The 18,808-nt window shown below is 61.4% G+C and carries 26 protein-coding genes and 1 tRNA gene; 21 read left to right on the top strand and 6 right to left on the bottom strand.

Features of this window, described 5'->3' with window-relative positions; translation table 11 throughout:
- Positions 1-64: 64 nt before the first annotated feature.
- Positions 65-430 carry a UrcA family protein gene (locus NN5_RS10820; protein ID WP_169800976.1) on the bottom strand — a complete coding sequence of 122 codons (366 nt, stop codon included), beginning with the start codon at positions 428-430 and terminating at the stop codon, positions 65-67.
- Positions 431-788: 358 nt separating this feature from the next.
- Between NN5_RS10820 and NN5_RS10815 the strand changes: the two genes are divergently transcribed.
- Positions 789-1,178, top strand: a complete 390-nt coding sequence (locus NN5_RS10815) for a hypothetical protein (protein WP_067734211.1) — start codon at positions 789-791, stop codon at positions 1,176-1,178.
- A 26-nt stretch (positions 1,179-1,204) separates the two neighbouring features.
- On the opposite strand, the gene NN5_RS10810 is transcribed toward NN5_RS10815, so the two are convergent.
- Both NN5_RS10810 and NN5_RS10805 read right to left on the bottom strand, forming a co-directional pair.
- A complete protein-coding gene (locus NN5_RS10810; RefSeq protein WP_067734210.1) occupies positions 1,205-2,077 on the bottom strand; it encodes an EamA family transporter in 873 nt (290 codons plus the stop codon).
- A gap of 205 nt (positions 2,078-2,282) precedes the next feature.
- Positions 2,283-2,687 carry a winged helix-turn-helix transcriptional regulator gene (locus tag NN5_RS10805; RefSeq protein WP_067734209.1) on the bottom strand — a complete coding sequence of 135 codons (405 nt, stop codon included), beginning with the start codon at positions 2,685-2,687 and terminating at the stop codon, positions 2,283-2,285.
- Positions 2,688-2,790: 103 nt separating this feature from the next.
- Between NN5_RS10805 and NN5_RS10800 the strand changes: the two genes are divergently transcribed.
- From NN5_RS10800 to NN5_RS10775, 6 genes are all read left to right on the top strand, one after another.
- Complete coding sequence (locus NN5_RS10800; protein ID WP_067734208.1) at positions 2,791-3,594, top strand: SDR family oxidoreductase; 804 nt, start codon at positions 2,791-2,793, stop codon at positions 3,592-3,594.
- 149 nt (positions 3,595-3,743) lie between these two features.
- The gene (locus tag NN5_RS10795) at positions 3,744-4,613 is read left to right on the top strand and encodes an FAD binding domain-containing protein (RefSeq protein ID WP_067734207.1); all 870 of its coding nucleotides are present in this window, start codon (positions 3,744-3,746) and stop codon (positions 4,611-4,613) included.
- Positions 4,610-5,098, top strand: a complete 489-nt coding sequence (locus NN5_RS10790; RefSeq protein ID WP_067734206.1) for a (2Fe-2S)-binding protein — start codon at positions 4,610-4,612, stop codon at positions 5,096-5,098. Before NN5_RS10795 ends, NN5_RS10790 begins: the two co-directional genes overlap by 4 nt.
- Positions 5,095-7,365, top strand: a complete 2,271-nt coding sequence (locus tag NN5_RS10785; RefSeq protein ID WP_067734205.1) for a xanthine dehydrogenase family protein molybdopterin-binding subunit — start codon at positions 5,095-5,097, stop codon at positions 7,363-7,365. Before NN5_RS10790 ends, NN5_RS10785 begins: the two co-directional genes overlap by 4 nt.
- A 21-nt stretch (positions 7,366-7,386) precedes the next feature.
- Positions 7,387-7,611, top strand: a complete 225-nt coding sequence (locus tag NN5_RS10780; protein ID WP_067734217.1) for a MoaD/ThiS family protein — start codon at positions 7,387-7,389, stop codon at positions 7,609-7,611.
- A gap of 4 nt (positions 7,612-7,615) precedes the next feature.
- Positions 7,616-7,939 (top strand): hypothetical protein, encoded by a 324-nt coding sequence (locus NN5_RS10775; RefSeq protein ID WP_067734204.1) that lies wholly within the window; start codon positions 7,616-7,618, stop codon positions 7,937-7,939.
- A gap of 14 nt (positions 7,940-7,953) precedes the next feature.
- Here the strand turns inward: NN5_RS10775 and NN5_RS10770 are convergent, their stop codons facing one another.
- Positions 7,954-8,370, bottom strand: coding sequence for a hypothetical protein (locus tag NN5_RS10770; RefSeq protein ID WP_067734203.1), 417 nt, complete (start codon positions 8,368-8,370; stop codon positions 7,954-7,956).
- A 137-nt stretch (positions 8,371-8,507) separates the two neighbouring features.
- Here NN5_RS10770 and efp point away from each other — a divergent pair, with 137 nt between their 5' ends.
- The 10 genes from efp (at position 8,508) to NN5_RS10730 (ending at position 15,937) form a co-directional block, all read left to right on the top strand.
- Positions 8,508-9,071 carry an elongation factor P gene (efp, locus tag NN5_RS10765; RefSeq protein WP_067734202.1) on the top strand — a complete coding sequence of 188 codons (564 nt, stop codon included), beginning with the start codon at positions 8,508-8,510 and terminating at the stop codon, positions 9,069-9,071.
- A gap of 20 nt (positions 9,072-9,091) precedes the next feature.
- A complete protein-coding gene (locus NN5_RS10760; protein ID WP_217998635.1) occupies positions 9,092-9,454 on the top strand; it encodes a hypothetical protein in 363 nt (120 codons plus the stop codon).
- Positions 9,455-9,497: 43 nt separating this feature from the next.
- Positions 9,498-10,319 carry an inositol monophosphatase family protein gene (locus NN5_RS10755; RefSeq protein WP_067734200.1) on the top strand — a complete coding sequence of 274 codons (822 nt, stop codon included), beginning with the start codon at positions 9,498-9,500 and terminating at the stop codon, positions 10,317-10,319.
- A gap of 118 nt (positions 10,320-10,437) precedes the next feature.
- Complete coding sequence (locus NN5_RS10750) at positions 10,438-10,797, top strand: hypothetical protein (protein WP_245656410.1); 360 nt, start codon at positions 10,438-10,440, stop codon at positions 10,795-10,797.
- A 259-nt stretch (positions 10,798-11,056) separates the two neighbouring features.
- Positions 11,057-12,214 carry a tyrosine-type recombinase/integrase gene (locus NN5_RS10745; RefSeq protein ID WP_067734199.1) on the top strand — a complete coding sequence of 386 codons (1,158 nt, stop codon included), beginning with the start codon at positions 11,057-11,059 and terminating at the stop codon, positions 12,212-12,214.
- Positions 12,215-12,298: 84 nt separating this feature from the next.
- A tRNA-Leu gene (locus NN5_RS10740) sits at positions 12,299-12,383 on the top strand.
- A 462-nt stretch (positions 12,384-12,845) separates the two neighbouring features.
- Positions 12,846-13,061, top strand: coding sequence for a hypothetical protein (locus NN5_RS10735; RefSeq protein WP_067734198.1), 216 nt, complete (start codon positions 12,846-12,848; stop codon positions 13,059-13,061).
- 444 nt (positions 13,062-13,505) lie between these two features.
- Entirely contained in the window at positions 13,506-14,081 is a 576-nt protein-coding gene (locus NN5_RS25815) for a M48 family metalloprotease (protein ID WP_157081103.1), read from the top strand.
- Between the two features lie 188 nt (positions 14,082-14,269).
- Complete coding sequence (locus NN5_RS25810; RefSeq protein WP_157081102.1) at positions 14,270-14,848, top strand: hypothetical protein; 579 nt, start codon at positions 14,270-14,272, stop codon at positions 14,846-14,848.
- A gap of 159 nt (positions 14,849-15,007) precedes the next feature.
- The gene (locus NN5_RS10730) at positions 15,008-15,937 is read left to right on the top strand and encodes a hypothetical protein (protein WP_067734197.1); all 930 of its coding nucleotides are present in this window, start codon (positions 15,008-15,010) and stop codon (positions 15,935-15,937) included.
- A gap of 14 nt (positions 15,938-15,951) precedes the next feature.
- On the opposite strand, the gene NN5_RS10725 is transcribed toward NN5_RS10730, so the two are convergent.
- Positions 15,952-16,272 carry a hypothetical protein gene (locus NN5_RS10725; protein WP_157081101.1) on the bottom strand — a complete coding sequence of 107 codons (321 nt, stop codon included), beginning with the start codon at positions 16,270-16,272 and terminating at the stop codon, positions 15,952-15,954.
- Between the two features lie 33 nt (positions 16,273-16,305).
- On the bottom strand, positions 16,306-16,488 hold the full coding sequence (locus NN5_RS10720; RefSeq protein ID WP_067734195.1) for a hypothetical protein: 183 nt from the start codon (positions 16,486-16,488) through the stop codon (positions 16,306-16,308).
- 232 nt (positions 16,489-16,720) lie between these two features.
- On the opposite strand from NN5_RS10720, the gene NN5_RS10715 reads away from it, so the two are divergent.
- The 4 genes from NN5_RS10715 (at position 16,721) to NN5_RS25795 (ending at position 18,728) form a co-directional block, all read left to right on the top strand.
- The gene (locus tag NN5_RS10715) at positions 16,721-17,320 is read left to right on the top strand and encodes a tyrosine-type recombinase/integrase (protein WP_067734194.1); all 600 of its coding nucleotides are present in this window, start codon (positions 16,721-16,723) and stop codon (positions 17,318-17,320) included.
- A 210-nt stretch (positions 17,321-17,530) separates the two neighbouring features.
- Positions 17,531-17,974: a hypothetical protein gene (locus NN5_RS25805; protein WP_157081100.1), complete on the top strand. Its 444-nt coding sequence runs from the start codon at positions 17,531-17,533 to the stop codon at positions 17,972-17,974.
- An 83-nt stretch (positions 17,975-18,057) separates the two neighbouring features.
- Positions 18,058-18,216 carry a hypothetical protein gene (locus tag NN5_RS25800; RefSeq protein WP_169800974.1) on the top strand — a complete coding sequence of 53 codons (159 nt, stop codon included), beginning with the start codon at positions 18,058-18,060 and terminating at the stop codon, positions 18,214-18,216.
- A 266-nt stretch (positions 18,217-18,482) separates the two neighbouring features.
- Positions 18,483-18,728, top strand: coding sequence for a hypothetical protein (locus NN5_RS25795; protein WP_157081098.1), 246 nt, complete (start codon positions 18,483-18,485; stop codon positions 18,726-18,728).
- Positions 18,729-18,808 lie beyond the last annotated feature (80 nt).

Raw genomic sequence — 18,808 nt, 5'->3', positions numbered from 1 at the left:
GACTAGGGCGCACGGGGCAATGACCGATGCCCCGCGCGCCGGTATCGAGCCTGATCGCCCGCCTTCAGTTGCTGGCCAGGTTCCTGGCGAAGCGGGACGTTGCCCGTTCCGCGCTGTCGGTCATCTCGCTGTAGCACTTCCAGTCGCGTGCCCCGGTGGGGTTGAGATACCCTTTCGGATGGCAGGCCTCGTCGATGGCCCGCTTGGCGCGGGTGCGCAACTGGATGACATCGCTCGTTTTGGTAAGGTCAAGGCCTTCGGTCGAAACCCTGACCGAAACCCATTCCCGGCCCTCGACAGGTGCAGCCAGAACTTTGACTGAACCCTGTTCCTGACTTTCGGCAGGTGCGGCCAGAGCTATTGCGGGAAGGGCCATGGCGGGAAGGGTCAGCAGACCTGTCGCCGCGAGTGCGGCGTTCCATTTCTTCATCATCACTCTCCTTGCGAACGATTATGTTTTTATGAGTCAGGTGCCGCGTCGGTGTTCCGACTGTCGAACGCCTGCGAAGCGACTGTTGCGCTTCGTGGTTTCGAATACGACTGTTCCGTGAACAGAACAAGTTCAACGCCATGCTGCACCGCGGAATTCCGGCGTTTTCTTGCCGCGTGCTGTTCGCAATCGCACCTGGGACAGAGTCTCGATCACGCGCAGTAAAAGGCGGTTAATCCGCAGGCAGCCAAAATCTTCGCGAAGTACCTAGGACGCTACCGGCAGTGGTTAACGCTATCCTTTCAGGCGATGCTCATGGCTGGGGATTACTCTTCAAGGTATAATTGAGGAGCAGGATATGATTACCGTCAGCTATGACGACAGCAACGGGGTGATCCGCACCGTGACATACGGGCAGACATCGCGCGTCGAGATCGAAGACTACCTGAAACGCCTGTTTGGGATGATAGAGCGGGCCTATGCCGAGTGGGGCCGGGTGCTGCATCTGGTCGATGCCAGCGGGCTCGACATGCAGTCGGACGAAAACCTGAAGACGCTCGCGGGCGCCAGCGTCGATGTGCAGGCGCGCGAGAACGACCGGACCGCTGTGGTGATGGTGTCCGAAAACGCGATCCGGCAGATGGAGCAGATGCCCTCGCAGATGGGCACGGTGATCTTCGGCGATTTCACGTCCGCTAAGGCCTGGCTGTTCGCCACGTTCGATGAACCGGAAGTGCTCGCGGCCTGACGGCAGGGAACGCGGCTGGCCGCCTTTCAGGCCAGCGACAGCAGTACGACGCCTGCGACCAGAATAGCGCAGCCGGCCAGGCGCCAGGGGCCGACGCGTTCGCGCAGAAAAACCATGCCCATCAGCGCGCCCACCATCATCGACATCTCGCGCATGGGCGCGACCAGTGTCAGCGGCGCGCCAAGGCTCAGCGCGCCCAGCACCAGGATATAGGCGAGTGAAGAGAGCACGCCGATGGCAATGGCCGTCCACCAGTGCCCCCGCATCGCCGCGAGCGCGCGGCGCGGGCTGGACAGGAACAGTGGCGCGAGGATGAAGAACCGCATCAGGTTCGAAAACCAGTCGAGCACGACGGGCGCAATGCCGAGTCCTTTCACCGTATAGGCATCGACAACGGTGTAGGAGGCGATCAGCCCTCCGGTCGCGGCGCCCCAGCGCACGCCTGCGTGTCCACCCGGGCGGTGGAAGGCCGAAAGGTTGCCCTGCGTGGTGATGAGCACGATTCCCGCAACAACCAGAGCCAGCCCGGCCATGCCCGCGGCCGAAGGGATCTCGCCCAGCAGGACCACGGCGCCGATGGTCGAGAGCATCGGCCCGGTGCCGCGCGCGACCGGATAGACAACCGAGAGGTCCGCGACCCGGTAGCCGCGCTGCAGGCACAGACTGTAGCCGAGGTGAATGAAGCCGCTCAGCATGACAAAGGCCACGCTTTTCCATGACCAGGCAACGGCGCCGCGCGCCAGCAGGTAGGCGACCCATGGTGCATAGACCACGCAGGCGGCAAGGTTCTGGGCAAAGACGAAAATCGGACCGACCGAGGCGGCCCGCTTGGCGAGCAGGTTCCAACTCGCGTGCATGAGAGAAGCAAGGACAACAAGAAACACAGAGGCAAGCGTCATGGAGACCCCCTTTGGCGCCGGAGCGCTGGTTGATCTCGACGTCTCCGCCTCTGGGCTTTTGTCCCTTGGGTGCTGCCACGGAAAACCCGCGGTTTCTGCAACGCTCGGACCAGCGACGAAGATCGCCCGGAACCCTAGTTGCCCGTCAGTCGATGGCCTGTCTTAACGGGGGCGGATCAGGAAAATCAAGACTTTGGGGCAGCCGCTAGCGTTCATCGAAAGCACGGCGCGCCTGTTCGACATGATCGAGGTTGCGCTCGGCCCAGAGCCACACGCCGCAGAAGGCTTCGCCCAGGCTTTGGCCGAGGCCGGTGAGGCGGTAGTCGACGCGGGGTGGGACCACGGCATGAACGGTGCGGCAGACCATGCCGTCGCGCTCCATCCGGCGCAGTGTCTGCGTCAGCATCTTCTGGCTGATGCCGGGAACGGCCCGCGCGATCTGGGTGAAGCGCATTTCGCCGCGTTCTTCCAGCAGATCGAGCAGGATCATCGTCCACTTGTCGGCGACTCGTCCGATCAGGTCGGTGACGAGCGCTTCGATCCGCGGATCGGGCGTTTCGCCTTCGCTGGCCGCATGAGCGCTTTGGCGGGCGGTGGAATCGGCGGACATGCGCAATACTCTCCTTTGGGTAAGTATAATTCTTTCAGGTGCCTTCTTCCTATGTGAAAGTGGAGGTCTAGATCGGGGCGGCAACGGAAAAAAGGAGCCCCCCATGAAACTCTCCGGAAACACCATCCTCATTACCGGCGGCGCCAGCGGCATTGGCGAAGCGCTGGCACACCGTTTCCACGACCTGGGCAATACAGTGATCGTCGCGGGCCGCCGCCGCGAAGCGCTCGAACGGGCGATTGCCGGGCGTGCCAACATGCACGCCGTCGAACTGGACGTCAGCGACGCTGCCGGGCTGGCGGCGGCGGCCGCGCGGCTGGTGGCGGACTTTCCCGCGCTGAACGTGCTGATTAACAACGCTGGTGTGATGTATTTCGAACCGCTGGATACCGCGCGGGATCTGGCCGAGGCCGAAGCGACTGTCGAAACCAACCTGCTCGGGCCGATCCGGCTGACCAATGCCCTGATCGATCATCTGGCCGCGCGGGGCGATGCGGCAGTTATCAATGTGACGTCCGGCCTGGCTTTCGTGCCGCTGGTGGCGGCGCCGACTTATTCCGCGACCAAGGCGGCCGTGCATTCCTACACCGTGGCCTTGCGCGATGCGCTTGCCTACACCGTGGCCTTGCGCGATGCGCTTGAAGGCAAGGTCGAAGTGATCGAACTGGCGCCGCCCGGAGTGCAGACGGCGCTGACGCCGGGGCAGGAAAACCGGCCGGGCTATCTGCCGCTGGAGGACTTTGCCGACGAAGTCATGGCGCTGTTCAGCGTCGTGCCGACGCCGAAGGAGATTCTGGTCGAGCGTGTCAAACCTCTGCGCCTTGCCGAGCAGGACAAGCGTTTCGACGAAGCGCTCCAGTCCATCAACGAATTCGCCCGGAAAGCGCGCGAACAGCAGGAAGCCTGAGAAACAGCGGGCGCCCGTCAGGCGGCCGGGAAACCGGCCGCCGACAATCTGGACCGTCCGGTAGAAAAATCCGTCCGGGGCGGTTGACGAAACGCATCGCAGGGACGATTCTGGGTTTCTGACGGACCGGTCGGTTCCGGGGAGAAATCATGTCATCCACTGTTTATCATGCGCCCGGCACAGTCGAGGATGCAGTCGCTTTGCTTTCTGCCGATCCCACAGCGCGGCCGCTGGGAGGCGGCACGGACCTGATCGTGCAGATGCGCTCGGGGCGGCTCAGTCCCGGCGCAGTGATCGATCTCAAGCGGATCGAGGGGATGAGCGGCGTGCGGCGCGTGGGCGATGCCTTTGCCATCGGCGCGGCGACGCCTTGCACCGCGCTCAAGGCCAATGCAGGGCTGGCGGCCGCCTGGCCGGGCGTGGTCGAGGCAGCGAACCTGATCGGCTCGGTGCAGGTCCGCAACCGCGCGACGATGGCGGGCAACCTCTGCAATGCATCGCCGGCGGCGGACAGCGTGCCTGCGCTGGTGGCAGCCGGCGCTGTCTGCGTGATCGCGGGCCCCTCGGGCCTGCGCGAGGCGCCGGTGGAGGCGATTCCGGTCAGTCCGGGCAAGACCTCGCTCGCGCCCGGCGAATTCGTGGTCGAAATCCGATTGCCGCCCAGGCCCGCAGGCGGCGGTGACGCCTATCTGCGCGCGACCCCGCGCACCGAGATGGACATTGCCGTTGTCGGCGCGGGCGTCAGTCTCGTGCTCGACGGTGAGGGGACCTGCACTGCCGCGCGCGTCGCGCTGGGGGCTGTCGGCCCGACGGTCGTGCTGGTCGAAGAAGCGGGCGCCGCGCTCGTCGGCACCAAGCTCGGCGACGATGCGCTCGCCGCCCTTTCGCAGGCGGTGCAGGCCGCCAGCCATCCCATAGACGACAAGCGCGGGACCGTGTCCTACCGCAAGGCCATGGCAGGCGTACTCGCCCGCCGCGCCGCCCTGATCGCCGCCAGCCGCGCCGGAGCTAAGGCATGAGCAAGATTCGCGTTTCCACCACCGTCAACGGCGATCATGCCGAGTTCCTGTGCGAGTCCACGTCGTCGCTGCTCGATGTCCTGCGCGATACCATGGGGCTGACCGGCTCCAAGGAAGGCTGCGGCTCGGGCGACTGCGGGGCCTGCACGATCATGCTCGACGGCGAGATGGTCTGCTCCTGCCTCGTGCTCGCGCCAGAGGCCGAGGGGCGCACGGTCGCCACGATCGAGGGGGTCGCGGAAGGTTCGGTGCTGCATCCGGTGCAGCAGAAGTTCCTCGAACATGCCGCCTTGCAGTGCGGCTTCTGCACGCCGGGCTTCATCGTCGCGGCCAAGGCGCTGCTCGACCGCAATCCGAACCCGACCGAGGCCGAAGTCCGTTATTGGCTCGCGGGCAACCTGTGCCGCTGCACCGGCTACGACAAGATCGTGCGCGCAGTGATGGCCGCCGCCGCTGATCTTCGCCAGGAAAGGACGCCCGCATGAACGCGCCCGAACAGATGAAGCAGTTCCGTCACATCGGCACCCGCCCGATCCGTCCGGACGGTGTGGACAAAGTCACCGGCAAGGCGCTCTACAGCCCGGACTTCAAGGCGCCGGGGATGCTGTGGGGTGCGATCCTGCGCAGTCCGCACCCGCACGCGCGCATCCTGTCGATCGACACGAAGAAGGCCGAGGCGCTGCCCGGCGTGAAGGCAGTGGCGACGGGCAAGGACCTGCCGACGCTGGAATCGCTGGTGATGCACGTGGGCGAGGGCGCATCCGACATCGTCGACATCTCGCACAACTGCCTCGCGCTCGGCAAAGCGCTCTATGAAGGGCACGCGGTGGCCGCCGTTGCCGCGACCAGCCCCGAGATCGCCCGCGAGGCGCTGGGCCTGATCGCGGTCGAGTACGAGGAACTGCCGTTCGTGCTCGGGCTGGAGGAGGCGCTGGCCGAAGGCGCGCCGGTCCTGCACGACACGGTCTTTACCAAGGGCGTCGATCCGAAGCCGGACAAGCCATCCAATGCCGCGATGCGCGTCGAGATGGGCAAGGGCGATGTCGAGGGTGCGCTGGCCTCGGCGGCGGCCACGGTCAGCGGGCGCTATACGCTGGAGCCGGTGCACCAGGGCTATATCGAGCCGCACGCCTGCGTCGCCTCGTGGAACGGGGACGGGCAGGCGCAGATCTGGACGTCGAGCCAGGGCCACTTCGCGGTGCGCTCGCTGACGGCCTCGGTGCTGGCGATCCCGCAGGCGGACATTCGCGTGACGCCGCTCGAAATCGGCGGCGGGTTTGGCGGCAAGACCACGATCTACCTCGAACCGGTGGCGATGGTGCTCTCGAAGAAATCGGGCCGTCCGGTGCGTCTGGCGATGACCCGCGAAGAGGTGTTCCGGGCGACCGGCCCGGCGCCGGGCGCGGTGATCGATGTGCGGCTGGGCGCCGATGCCGATGGCGCGCTGGTCGCCGCCGATGTCCAGTTCCTCTACCACTCGGGCGCTTTTACCGCGAACGATGCAGGCGCCGGAGTGTCGAGCGCGATCGGGCATTACCGCATCGCCAATACGCGCGTTGTCGGCACCGAAGTGCTGTGCAACCGGCCTGCCGCCAAGGCCTATCGCGCGCCGGGCGCGCCGCAGGTGAACTTCGCGGTCGAAAGTGCGATGGACGAACTGGCCGGCAAGCTCGGCATCGACCCGCTGGACTTGCGCCTGAAGAACGCAGCGGCCGAGGGCGATCCGCAGACTTCGGGGCTGCCCTGGGGCCGGATCGGCTATGTCGAATGCCTCGAAGCGGCCAAGGCCCATCCGCACTGGTCAGCGCCGCTCGGCGCTCATCAGGGCCGGGGCGTCGCGGGTGGATACTGGGGCAACTATGGCGGCCCCTCGACGGTCAATGTCAGCGTGGCCGAGGACGGGACGATCACCGTGGCCACCGGCAGCCCCGATATCGGCGGCAGCCGGGCCTCGATGGCGATCATGGCGGCCGAAGTGCTCGACGTGCCTTATGAGCAGGTGCGCGCCGTGGTGGCCGATACCGCGTCCATCGGCGTCTCGATGGTAACGGGCGGCAGCCGCACGACCTTCGCGACCGGCATGGCGACCGTTCAGGCCGCCGAAGAGGTGAAGCGCCTCCTGTGCGAGCGCGCGGCGCGGATGTGGGGCGTGCCTGCGGATCAGGTCGAGTGGCGTTCGGGCGCCGTCGCGTGCCTTGCGGGCGAGGCGCAGGGACAGACCCTGTCCGCCGCAGCGATTGCCGGACGCTCGTTCCATTCGGGCGGCCCGATCGCGGCCGTCGCGGCGCTGAGCGCGCAAGGGTGGCTGCCCGGTTTTGGCGTCCACATCTGCGATACCGAAGTCGATCCCGAGACCGGCCATGTCAGGATCGTGCGCTATACCGCCGTTCAGGATGTCGGCACGGCGATCCACCCGGACTACGTCGAAGGCCAGATCCAGGGCGGCGCGGCGCAGGGCATCGGCTGGGCGCTCAACGAGGCCTATATCTACGGCGAGAACGGCAAGCTCGATAACGCGGGTTTCCTCGACTACCGGATGCCGGTGGCCTCGGACCTGCCGATGATCGAGGCGGTCATGGTCGAAGTGCCCAACCCGGCACATCCTTACGGGGTGAAGGGCGTGGGCGAAGTGCCGATCGTGCCCCCGCTTGCCGCTGTCGCCAATGCCATCCACGCGGCGACAGGAGCCCGGCTCAAGGACCTGCCGATGGCGCCTGACCGGGTCTATGCCGCGCTTCACCCGCAAGGGTGAGGCGCGGTGCGCATCGTGGTGATGGCGCCGTTCGACAAGGAGTTCTTCGGCACCGGCCGGCTGGACCTGGCGCCCCGCAACTTGTTCGATCTGGTGGGCAAGCTGGACGCGCTGGCCCCCGGCTTCGCCGCGATTGCCCAGCCGCGCGTGCATTTCGCCGTCGATGGCGTGCTGGAAACCGACTGGACCCGCCCGCTCGCGGAGGCGGCCGAAGTGATCGTGCTGCCGCGCGTGGGCGGAGGCTGAGACGATGGCGGTGACGCTGCGGTTCAGGCGGCTCGAACCTTTCGGGGTGGAAGTGTCGCACGATCTGTCCCGGCCGTTGGCGCCTTCGCTGGCCTACCATTTCGGCGAACTGCTGCGCGAACATGGGGTCCTCGCCGTGCCCGGTCAGGTCCTGTCAGAGGAAGCGCTGGCGGCACTATGCGCCTTGCGTCCCGGAACGCAGGCACGATCCGCGCCGCACGATGCGACAGGCACGATTCGGCTCACCCAAGCGAACGGCGATGTGCTGGCGTGGCCGTGGCAGGCGGGCGGCGTGATCTTCTGGGACGGGGATCAGGTCCAGGCCTGACCGGGTTTCCCGGCTCAGTAGCGCGAGGTCCGCACGCAGCGCATCGGGCCGTCGCTGCCGTCTTCGGTGATCTGGCGCAGGAAGCCGGTGGAGATCCGGTGGAGCGTAAGCCCCTTGAGCTTGCCGCCGGTCATGACAACGCGATCGCCGGTATAGAGATAGCTGCCGCGAATGCCGCCCGCCTTGTAGCTGGAGGCATTGACGATTCGGAAGTCGTATCCGGGCATCGGCGTGCCGGTGGGGCCACCGGCATCGCCGGGCAGTTCGCATGTGTAGTTGCCCAGCGCGAGCGTGCCGATCCGGCCGCCGGGCACAGGCGGCGGGGGCGTGCCGGCGGCACAGGCGGTGACGGCCGGAACGCCTGCGGCGGCAAGCAGCACGGCAAGCAGGGCGGAACGGGACCCGGTGTCGGACTTCGGTGCGCGGTTCATGGCGCTCAGCTAGCACTGGCGCGAAGCAATTGCCATGCCCGCCCGCCTCGTCTAAGGGCGCAGGCTTTCCAGGGCAGTTCCCGGCATGTGGGAGCTGGCTCTAACCTGCAAGCTCTTTCCCATCGAAGGCCACAACCATGAAGATCAGCGGCGTCGACATTCGTCCCGGCAACATTCTCGAATACGAAAAAGGCATCTGGAAGGTTGCGAAGACGCAGCATACCCAGCCCGGCAAGGGCGGCGCCTTCATGCAGGTCGAGATGAAGAACCTGATCGATGGCCGCAAGACCAACGTGCGTTTCCGCAGCGCCGACACGGTCGAGAAGGTCCGTCTCGACACCAAGGACTTCCAGTTCCTCTATGTCGAGGGCGACCAGCTGGTGTTCATGGACATCGAGACGTACGACCAGATCCAGCTTCCCGCCGACCTGCTCGGCGATGCAGTGGCCTTCCTGCAGGACGGTATGCAGGTCCTGCTCGAACTGTGGGAAGAACGCCCGATTTCGGTCCAGCTGCCCGAACAGGTCGAAGCGACGATCGTGGAGGCCGATGCCGTAGTCAAGGGACAGACAGCTTCGTCCAGCTACAAGCCCGCCGTACTCGACAACGGTGTGCGAGTCATGGTGCCGCCGCATATCGAAAGCGGCACCCGCATCGTGGTCGACGTGTACGAGAAGGCATATATTCGAAAGGCTGACTGATGCGGACTATTGCAAAGATCATGACTTCGGCGGCGCTGGCTGCGGCTCTGGCCGGAACCGGCGCGATGGCGGCCACGCCGGCCAAGGCGCCTGCCAAGGCCCCGGCCAGCAAGGTCGAAGTTCAGGATGCGATGCTTTACCTGAAGGTCATCATCAGCGGCCTTCAGTCCGATAAAGTCGAACAGCCGGTGAAGGGCGCTCTGGTGGGCTGCCTTTACAACAATTCGCTCGGCCAGATCACCGATTCGATGGAAAAGGTGATCGCCGAGAACCCCGGCAAGATCCACAAGGACAACCCCAGCGAGCTGCTGGGAGTCATGGTCCGCATTTGCGGGTACAATCCGCAGGCAGCGGCCGCGAACAACGCGGCCAAGGGCCGCTAAGTCAGACCGGACCCGGTCCGGCAGCAGGAGTAGAGAACAGGTCATGGCCGCAATTTCCGGTCTCATTCGCGTCATGGAAAAGGCTGCCCGCAAGGCGGGTGGCCGTCTGCGCCGCGACTTCGGCGAAATCGAGCACTTGCAGGTAAGCCGCAAGGGGCCCTCGGATTTCGTCTCGAAAGCCGACGAGGCCTCGGAGCGGACGATCTGGGACGAACTGCGCGCTGCGCGTCCGGACTGGGGCTTCCTGTTCGAGGAAGCGGGCGAGATCGAGGGCGACCCGGCCAAGCCGCGCTTCATTGTCGATCCGCTCGACGGCACGACCAACTTCCTGCACGGCCTCCCGCATTTCGCGATCTCGATCGCGGTGCAGGAGCCGCGCCTCGACGGGAAGGGCTGGGGCGAGATCACCGCTGGACTGATCTACCAGCCGATCACGGACGAGAGCTTCTGGGCCGAGAAGTCGCGCGGCGCCTGGCTGCACGACCGGCGCCTGCGTGTCTCTTCGCGCCGCCATCTCGACGAGAGCCTGATCGCCACCGGCATTCCCTTCCAGGGCCACGGCGATGTGGGGCAGTGGGCGAAGATTTACGGCGCGATCGCGCCGCAAGTCGCGGGTATCCGCCGCTTCGGTTCGGCCGCGCTCGACCTCGCATGGGTTGCGGCAGGCCGCTACGAGGGCTTCTGGGAAGCCGACCTCAAGCCCTGGGATACGGCTGCCGGCTGCCTGCTGGTGCGTGAGGCCGGCGGCTTCGTGTCCGACTGGAAAGGCCGCTCGCAGCCCTATTGCGACAAGGAAGTGCTCGCCGGCAACGACGCGCTGCACTCGCGCCTGCACAAGATCGTGGCGAACGCGCTCAAGGACTGAGGGGCTTTCCTCCGTTTATCGTACGCACGGGGCGTTTCGCCGCGTGCACGCGATCTGTCTTTGAAGTGCAACGCAATTGACGCGGTAGTTTCCCGGTTCGTGCCGAAGGGCGGCGGGCATGGGACACAGGGGCTGGGTATTCACCGCTGCGGCGCTTTGCGCTGCGTTTGGGCCGGGTGCGGCACAGGCTCAGGCAGGGCCTGCCGGGGCCGTCGTCGCGGCGCTGGCGCCGGCCGCCGGACCGCTTCCGGTCTTCGATCTCGGCGCGGCCGCACGGCCTTCCGTGACCGGAGCCATGGATACCGCGTGGCAGAAAGTCTCGGCCGATGAGGAAGAACCCCGGCGCGAGAAAGTGAAGATCCGCTGGCAATACCAGCCGGTCGAGGGCGGCCCGCGGTTCGAAGTCGGCACTTATGGTTCGCGCAAGGGCGCGATGAAGTCGAAGCTGCTGCATGTGGCGATGGACTGGACGTTCTGAATTCGTGCGATCCCGCCGCGCTTTCCGCAACAATTACATGGTCTGCACGCTGGCCTCTTGAATGCCGGAGACTGCGCGGCTAAGCGGGCCGCCGGATTTCCGTGCCCCTGTGGCGGAATGGTAGACGCGAACGACTCAAAAGCGCTTTATACAGAAAGCGCTCGAATAAAAACGTTGCAAAAACAGTGAAATAATAGGATTCTTCGAGGTGTTGGGGCTAGCGCATAGCTAGCACAAAAACACACAGTCGGAGGGCGCTATGGAAGCTGCGCGGCACAAGCTGATGGATGGGAAGGTTCAGCTCTATATGCGGAACGGTAGTCCGCATTGGCAGTGCTCATGTTCCATTGCCGGAAAGCAGCGTCGTACCACGACCAAAGAAGAGAGCTTGGCGCGCGCCAAGGATGTCGCGTGCGACTGGTATCTTGGACTGATGGGCAAGTACCGCTCAGGCGACCTCAAGGAGGGCGTCACATTTCGGAAAGCAGCCGAGCAGTTCCTGGCCGAGTACGAAGTCATTACGCAAGGGGAGCGCAGCCCGTCCTACGTCAAAAGCCACGGCATGAATCTGCGCGTGCATCTCCTGCCGTTCTTAGGCGATAAAGTCGTCAGTGAGGTCACGCCCGGTCTGGTTCAGGAATATCGTGTCCATCGGATGACTTCCCGACTGGACAAAGAAGGCAATCCGAAGCGCCCCGCTCGTTCGACACTTCACCATGAGATCATTACCCTCCGCCACGTGCTGAAAACGGCCAACCGTCACGGGTGGCTGGAATTCATCCCTGATCTTTCCGCGCCCTATAAGACGTCAGGCAAGGTCAAGCACCGCGCGTGGTTTTCTCCTGAAGAATACAAGAAGCTCTACACGGCCACGGGCGAGCGGGCGGAAAAACCAAAGAAGGAGCGCTGGCGCAGCGAATGCGAGGATTTGCACGACTACGTGCTTTTCATGGCCAATTCCGGCCTGCGCCCGGACGAAGCGCGGCGCATTGAAGTGCGGGACGTTGAAGTTGTGACCGATGGTCCGAAAAAAGAGCGCATTCTGCATATCGCCGTGCGCGGCAAGCGAGGCGTTGGCTATTGCAAGACCATGAACGGCGCGGTGCTACCCTTCCAGCGCATGGTGAAGCGGCACAAACTGGAAGCCACTGATCTGGTGTTTCCGAAGGTTCAGCGTGAACTCCTCAACGCTATCCTTGCTGAGCAGGGGTTAAAGCATGACCGCGAGGGCAATCCACGTAGCTCATACAGCCTTCGACACACCTATATTTCCATGCGGTTGATGGAGGGCGCGGACATCTACCAGATCGCGAAAAACTGCCGAACTAGCGTCGAGATGATCGAAAAATTCTATGCCTCCCATATCAAGAACATGCTTGATGCAGGCGCCATCAATGTGCGGCGTCGCAGAAAATGATTGCAGCTTTTGCCTTTTCGTAGTTGAGAAGGGCTGCAATGCCGCTTGGCAAGACACGTTGCCGAAGCTAGATGGCATCCCCGCGCCCCTGTGGTGGAATTGGTAGACGCGCCGCACTCAAAATGCGGTATCTTCGGATGTGCCCGTTCGAGTCGGGCCAGGGGCACCACTTCCTTTCGATGCGATGAAGCAGGCAGAACTGCTCGTGTAAACGCATCGCCGCCGCAGCATGAACGTGATCGGCGAACTTCGCGAAGGCTGGATCGAACGAGCCAGCCGGTGGCACCAGTGTACCGGACGGGGAACGGCCATCGCCACCAACATCGCCTATTGGTATTTTTCAGCTATTGGAGCGGGAAACGCCTGTGTTTGCTTGACGTAAGGCAATCGCTTTCTCCTGCCGCCTTTCAACCACATTCCCTTCTTCCCGGCTTCTCATGCGTCCGCGTTTCGCACGTGCCCGCCGCCGTTCAACCCAGCTCGCTTCCGCCTCCGCAACAAGTGCGGGGTTGTGCAGCTCCGCTCCCTTCGGGCGCAGGCGGGGTATGACCACCGGCTCGGGTAGCCCGCGCTGATTTGCTTCCTATCGAAGCCGCAAGATGGGCTTGCGGCGAACCCAAAGGAGCAGATCATGACCACCAACGCACAAACATCCGGCGCAAAACCGACCCACCGCCTCTTTCTCGTCACCGGCAACGGCAAATCCGCAAGCTGGCGCGAGATCGGTGCAGCCTGGCCGAACAAGGACGGTCAGGGCTTTTCACTCGCCTGCGAAGCAGTCCCACTTCAAGGCCGCATCGTGATGCGTGCCATCACAGAGCGTCACACGGAAGAACAGGCTCACTAGGGCCGCTTCCGCTACCACCGCCAGCCTCAGGGCTGGCGGATAGCGCGAACCAACCGCTCCAACGCGGCAATCAGCTTCGTTGCGGCGTTGGTCAGCAGGATGATTTCAAGGCTGGTCATGGGTTTCTCCCTCGTGCTGCCCGCGCGGAATTGCGCTGGCGAGAGGGCTTCACCGCCGTTGCCTCCCATGCGCCGGACACAGGCCATTTGCCGCCTTGGCGGGCCGCTGCTGCACGCAGGAAGCGAGGAGCCTTGTCCGGCACAGAGCACAACGGCCAGATTGCCCGAACAGCGCCATCCCCGCGAGGAGCCGGGAGAACTCTCCACATGCCGCCGGAGCCACCATCTGGTGTCCATGATCCGTCGTATTCGCATTGTTAGAAAAAATTAACCAAGTTTTAGCGTTTCCATGCAATGCTAGTTCTAGTTCACTTGCGCCAAATGTATGGATGAATTCACCAACAGCGATCCAAGACTGCGACCAGCCAGCCCGCCAAAAGCAAACAGGCAGCCGAATGGGCCGGTCGAGTACCCAGTGACACCCGAGACATTTCCAGAACTGGATCGAGCCTTCCGGGAGTTGGCGCACAAAGCCAATGCGGACGAATATCACCTAGTGATTTTGGGTGATAATTTTGGCGGCGCCGGTACGGATTTCAGCCGCAAAGTCATCGGTATTGGAATACGTGTAATCAATTCCGGTACTTTGGAAGAGGTGCAGGGCACTTTGGGGCACGAATTTGGGCACGAGCTAATTCGTCGGTACCCGGAACTTCAGTCAACGGTTCGTGCTGACAAAACAGATCAACAAAACGAAGAACTTACTGCGGATCGAATTGGCGTTTGCCTGACAGGCGATTGGCAAAGTGCTATTGCAGAGCTTGCCAGCGGAACAAGTATTGATCCTGCCTTATCGGTCGAAGAACGCATTGAATCATTATCATTTTTCAAACCCAGCGACTGCCCTGTCATGAAATCCGATCAAAGCAAAACTGCGACATTTCCATCTTTTAACCGATAATCGAGCTTCAAGATCGAAGCCAAAGGGCTAAAATCTTCTGACGACTCTGGTGCGCAGGGGTAGGGCTGGTGCGAAATTCAAAATTTCTCATGCTGTTGATGTCGGTTTGTATGAGTGCGCCAGTCACAGCGCAGACGCCAACATACTCACCTCCACCACCCGTATCGATTGCTCCACCGCCGCCGGTTGTGTCTGTTGAGCAGTCATCAGCGTATTCTGTGCTCGTCGCGCAAATGCAGCAAGAAAATGAGAAAATAGAGCGTCAGACGAATATGAATGCTGCGCTGGATTCAATCATCAGAGCTGACTCAAAGCACTGGTGGATGAACGAATATGTGCTTGGCAGCGTGCGGGACTCCTATATTCGTTGGCAATCGAATGATGGAAGAACGGTGATCATTCGAGCTAACTACACTTATAATTATTCCAGCAAAGGGTGGGTGGAAGCAAAACTGACCGACAATCGTCTGGTTTGCATCGAGTACTGGGATTCGGATTGCCGCGCGCCATATGACGCAAATACCACAAACGAACGCGCGAATGTTATAGCCGGTGTTGTAGTAGCTGCAGTTGCGCTAGCCTTGATTGCGAACAGCAGTTCTGATGGTGGAAATAGCGGCGCATCCGGTCAAAATTCCGGCGGCAGCTCGTCATTTGACCCCACCGCAGGAAGAGCTTCGGCGCAACCTTCTTCACCGCCCACGCCAAAGCCAGACACTTCCGTCGGTTGCGCTTGGGGTGACCGAGCTTACGGGACATGCCATTGACCTAACAGTAAGAAAAAATTAACCAAATTTTAGCGGTTTTCCGCCATACTGACGGAAGGTTCACGCGCACGAGGCAGGTACTCTATAGCGGCCAATCCGACAGTTTATCACGGTCATGCGGCACCGCCGGATGACCCGCTGGCTAGCCAGCGCACCGAATTGCTCGGCCAACTGGTCGGGGCGCAGTTCGCGCTGGAACGCGTCATTGCCGAGTTAGCAGGCAACCCGGCCGCAGCCTCCGCCTTGCAGGAAGGCCAGTCCAATCTGGCCGCGCTGAGCGCCTTATTGCGGCAGGTCGCGACGGCGGATGCCGCGAGCCTTCCAGCCTTGCGTGCTGAAATCATGGCGGCGGTTTCCGCCGGGAAAGCGACCGCTGAGCAACAGAAATCTGGAGCCACCACGGCAGAGCCTGCCGAAATCCTACTGGATCGTGCGATGGCAGAAAGCCGTGCCCAGGTGCACGCCGTGATGGCCGGGATGAAAGACTTCGATCCCTACCTGCATTTTGGCTCCGCCGAGGACGAAACCGAATACCGCAAGCGCGCCGAAGAGCGCCAAGCCTACATCTCCCAGCAGGAGGGCAAAGGTGCCGAAGGCCAGCTCAACGCATCCGGGGCAGCCATCGGCCAGATGGCCGATGCTTATGCCCATGGCGCGGGCGACAGCCCCGAGTTCAAGGCACGCTGGGATGCACTGGTTGCCAGCACCGAAAAGCTGCGCGATGCTGCCAAGGCGAACGGCGTCTCCACCGAGGAATTCGACCGCCGCCTGCGCGAGGATCTTCGCCGCATCCTCAAATCCAAAGGATTATCGGACGCCGAGATCGATGCGCAGTTTGCCGCCCACCCCGATCCGCTGGAAGCGGTGAAGGCGTATGTGGGCGGCGAAAAGGATATCGCGGTTGTCGAGAAGAGCGCGGAATGGGTCGGGCAGTCGGCCAAATCAGCCACTTCTGATGAGCGCGAGGAGATGGGGAATTTGATCGCCTCACTTCAAAACGCCGGAATTGTCGAGGCCACGGTCGATCCCGACGCCGCACCAAAACATGGCGTCGCAATGGCGCGCACGGCTACTCCCCGCACCATCTAACCAGCCAATCTGGGCTACATCAGCTTGATCTCGGCGCAATCCTGTCGTGTCTTCTGAAAGAAGGAATCGTCGCGCTGGAACGCTCCCCGTAGGATCGTGTCGTTGGATGCGAAATCCTCTTCCATCGACGCATCGGATTTACCGAGCATCCGCCCAAGGGTTAGAGCCGTGTCGTGGGACTTCTGCTTCATTGCGCGGAAATGTTCCGCTTTCGCCCCGTATCGTGGATCAGTCGAGGCGACCGCATTTGCGACGTAGCAGCGAATGGCATAGCGGTAAGTCCGCTCTTTCAACTGCGTGGATTGAGCGAGAGCCAACGTTGGCAAGGCCAACATGACCACTGCGAAGCAGGCCAAGCAACGCATGACTCAGCGCCGCCCTTTGTAAATATAGCGATTGATGGCATTCGCCGCGACGCCGGAAATCGTGCTCTTCACGACATCAAGCAGATGCTTCCGAAAGGTCTGGTCGTCGTGGTCATCGTGATGATGGGGCGTGGTGACGTTGTACGCCTGCCCATCATTGGCATGAACTTCGTAGAGATGCGCCATGGCAAAAATCCCTCACTCGCCGGAAAAAGCCATGAGGGGGTGTTACCGAATGGGCAGAATTGTTGCCGGGGATGCCCAGCCATATCAAACTGTTGGGCATGGTTGCTCTCCTACATCGCGTCCATTTCTCTCCACTTTCCGTTCGGGCGGAAAGCCGCTGTGGCGCTTACTTTTTTGCGTTCGGGGGTTGTAACATTCCTGCCCATACTGTTGCCCGGTGCGGGAGGCGGCCATGACCGCCTATGACGAACCGACCATCATCGATCTGTTCGATCTTCACGGGCAGCGGAAATACCTCAACACACAGGAGGCGCGGCGCTTCCTCGCCGCCGCCAACAAGGCCGCCACGCCAGAACGGCTCTTCTGCCTGGTGCTGTTCTATACGGGAGCCCGAATTTCTGAGGTGCTGGAACTGAACCCACGGCGGCTCGATGTCAGCGACCGCCGGATTATCTTCCGCACGCTCAAGCGTCGGAAACTCTCCTACCGCGCCGTGCCGGTGCCGACGCGGCTCATCAGGGAACTGAACGCGCTCGCCCGACCGCTCGGGCAGGATGATCGGCTATTTCCGTTCTGCCGCCAAACGGGATGGCGGATCATCAAAAACATCATGGAGCGAGCGAGGATCGACGGCCCGCAAGCGACGCCGCGAGGCCTTCGCCACCAGTTCGGCATCCATGCTATCGAGGTGCAGGTGCCGGAAAGCCTATTGCAGCGCTGGATGGGTCACGCCCGCGCCCGAACGACGCGGGTCTATACGGTGTTTGGTGGCGGAGAAGAGCGACGGTTGGCTAAACGGATGTGGCAAGAAAGTTACCGCAACCTTTCATGATCTGCCTTGAAATAAAAATTAACAATACTGTAACGATAATTAATTCTGGAAAATGATATAAATCTCTTAACAATGTGAGGATTTATCGATCGAGATAATACATATTTTCAGAAGCGATTTGTAGAGTATTTAGGTGAACGCGGGCTTTCCGCCTCAGACCCACGCGCGATCAGTCATCTTGACGCATTTTTACACTCGGAAGTACCAGAGTTGGATGCACTCTCGGCGGTGCGAGAACTGCGGTGGCAATTCAATCGCCCCAGGGTGGATGTGAGAGAGCCGTTTCCAGGCAAGCGTGCCGGAAGTGATCCAGAAACGTTCCTATTGGCCACCTATGGCGATGTAATTCGGGATGGTAGCTTTGGTCCGGGGCGCCTTTCTAACATCGATTCCGCATTGTACATCGCGCTACAGCGCGACTTGTCCAAGAAAAACCCATCAGAAACAATCGGCGACTTTTTCGAGCGACATGCAACTGAGCGGGGCAGTGCAACAAAGGCATATGCGCGCAAAGCGGCTGCTTGTGCGGAACTCCTTGGTGCTACGGAAATGGAAGCGTCCCGTTTCTTTGGGGGAATCCGGGCAGATCGAACAAGCAAATGGGTTAACGCCATCGCTGATGATGAGCGGGGGCGTGGCTCCCGGCACAAATGACGCGCATTGACAGCCACACCAATCATTGAGACAACTTCTTCCCGTGAGGTTGTCTCGCGGTCATTGAAGACGCGGAGGTGCTCATGTTCCCTTTAAGTTGGATTTTTGCAGGTGGTGCTGGCTTGGCGGGCGGCTTGGGCGGCGCAGTAGCTTTGCCCATTGTTGCGGTCACTGTTGCTGTTTCTGCACTTGTGAAGAAAGAAAAAGGCAAGCCGTCAAGTCCGCCCTCCAATCACAAGTGATCAGTGAATTTTCTTCTTTTATAGAAAAGGTACATTCCTTCATTTTTGGAGGTGTCTTTCCTATTTTCATATCTTCGTTGTCCCTAATTCTCAGTATTTATGTATTTATTACAAATCTGCGATCACGAGAAGATGAAGTAATCCACTCGATAGTTGATAGATTTTCTAAATATTCCTTGGGTATGGAGGAGGCTCAATCCAAAGGTGAGGCGAGCCAACACAGAAGCGTTTTGGATTTCTTGAACAATCTCGAAAATATGTGCCTCATGTATAACGAGAAGCGGTATGGCCGAAAGGCACGAGCTGTCATTGTGAATATGGTTTCAGATTCTATAGCTGGAATAAAAAAACGGGGCGTGGATTTTGAATATTTGATTAAAGCCTATAGTAGTGGTGTTGATTCTTACTGTGAGATTTTGAAATTCTCAAAAAAGCATCGTGTGTTAATTTTAAGGAAAATTGGAAAATTAAATGATGCCGTGTTTCTGGAGAGTGTTCCTGAAAAGCAGTAGTAAGATACAGAAAAAATTCAGGAATCGGGCTGCATGGCATTTGTTCGCAATTTTTTTCGCAGAAACCACCTGTCGCCTGA

Source organism: Novosphingobium naphthalenivorans NBRC 102051, assembly GCF_001590985.1.
In the GTDB taxonomy this organism is placed as follows: Bacteria; Pseudomonadota; Alphaproteobacteria; order Sphingomonadales; family Sphingomonadaceae; genus Novosphingobium; species Novosphingobium naphthalenivorans.
The sequence above is the reverse complement of the archived record's forward strand: the minus strand, read 5'-3'. Positions and strand labels throughout refer to the sequence as shown.

Excerpts from the sequence above, each read along its gene's own strand:
- NN5_RS10770 (WP_067734203.1), bottom strand. The coding sequence starts at position 8,370 with ATGAACCGCGCACCGAAGTCCGACACCGGGTCCCGTTCCGCCCTGCTT.
- NN5_RS25800 (WP_169800974.1), top strand. The coding sequence starts at position 18,058 with ATGTTCCCTTTAAGTTGGATTTTTGCAGGTGGTGCTGGCTTGGCGGGC.
- NN5_RS10800 (WP_067734208.1), top strand. The coding sequence starts at position 2,791 with ATGAAACTCTCCGGAAACACCATCCTCATTACCGGCGGCGCCAGCGGC.
- NN5_RS10805 (WP_067734209.1), bottom strand. The coding sequence starts at position 2,687 with ATGTCCGCCGATTCCACCGCCCGCCAAAGCGCTCATGCGGCCAGCGAA.
- NN5_RS10720 (WP_067734195.1), bottom strand. The coding sequence starts at position 16,488 with ATGGCGCATCTCTACGAAGTTCATGCCAATGATGGGCAGGCGTACAAC.
- NN5_RS10755 (WP_067734200.1), top strand. The coding sequence starts at position 9,498 with ATGGCCGCAATTTCCGGTCTCATTCGCGTCATGGAAAAGGCTGCCCGC.
- NN5_RS10815 (WP_067734211.1), top strand. The coding sequence starts at position 789 with ATGATTACCGTCAGCTATGACGACAGCAACGGGGTGATCCGCACCGTG.
- NN5_RS10745 (WP_067734199.1), top strand. The coding sequence starts at position 11,057 with ATGGAAGCTGCGCGGCACAAGCTGATGGATGGGAAGGTTCAGCTCTAT.
- NN5_RS10750 (WP_245656410.1), top strand. The coding sequence starts at position 10,438 with ATGGGACACAGGGGCTGGGTATTCACCGCTGCGGCGCTTTGCGCTGCG.
- NN5_RS10725 (WP_157081101.1), bottom strand. The coding sequence starts at position 16,272 with ATGTTGGCCTTGCCAACGTTGGCTCTCGCTCAATCCACGCAGTTGAAA.
- NN5_RS10775 (WP_067734204.1), top strand. The coding sequence starts at position 7,616 with ATGGCGGTGACGCTGCGGTTCAGGCGGCTCGAACCTTTCGGGGTGGAA.
- efp (WP_067734202.1), top strand. The coding sequence starts at position 8,508 with ATGAAGATCAGCGGCGTCGACATTCGTCCCGGCAACATTCTCGAATAC.
- NN5_RS10715 (WP_067734194.1), top strand. The coding sequence starts at position 16,721 with ATGACCGCCTATGACGAACCGACCATCATCGATCTGTTCGATCTTCAC.
- NN5_RS10795 (WP_067734207.1), top strand. The coding sequence starts at position 3,744 with ATGTCATCCACTGTTTATCATGCGCCCGGCACAGTCGAGGATGCAGTC.
- NN5_RS10785 (WP_067734205.1), top strand. The coding sequence starts at position 5,095 with ATGAACGCGCCCGAACAGATGAAGCAGTTCCGTCACATCGGCACCCGC.
- NN5_RS10735 (WP_067734198.1), top strand. The coding sequence starts at position 12,846 with ATGACCACCAACGCACAAACATCCGGCGCAAAACCGACCCACCGCCTC.
- NN5_RS25795 (WP_157081098.1), top strand. The coding sequence starts at position 18,483 with ATGTATAACGAGAAGCGGTATGGCCGAAAGGCACGAGCTGTCATTGTG.
- NN5_RS10820 (WP_169800976.1), bottom strand. The coding sequence starts at position 430 with ATGAAGAAATGGAACGCCGCACTCGCGGCGACAGGTCTGCTGACCCTT.
- NN5_RS10760 (WP_217998635.1), top strand. The coding sequence starts at position 9,092 with ATGACTTCGGCGGCGCTGGCTGCGGCTCTGGCCGGAACCGGCGCGATG.
- NN5_RS10790 (WP_067734206.1), top strand. The coding sequence starts at position 4,610 with ATGAGCAAGATTCGCGTTTCCACCACCGTCAACGGCGATCATGCCGAG.
- NN5_RS10780 (WP_067734217.1), top strand. The coding sequence starts at position 7,387 with ATGGCGCCGTTCGACAAGGAGTTCTTCGGCACCGGCCGGCTGGACCTG.
- NN5_RS10810 (WP_067734210.1), bottom strand. The coding sequence starts at position 2,077 with ATGACGCTTGCCTCTGTGTTTCTTGTTGTCCTTGCTTCTCTCATGCAC.
- NN5_RS25815 (WP_157081103.1), top strand. The coding sequence starts at position 13,506 with ATGGATGAATTCACCAACAGCGATCCAAGACTGCGACCAGCCAGCCCG.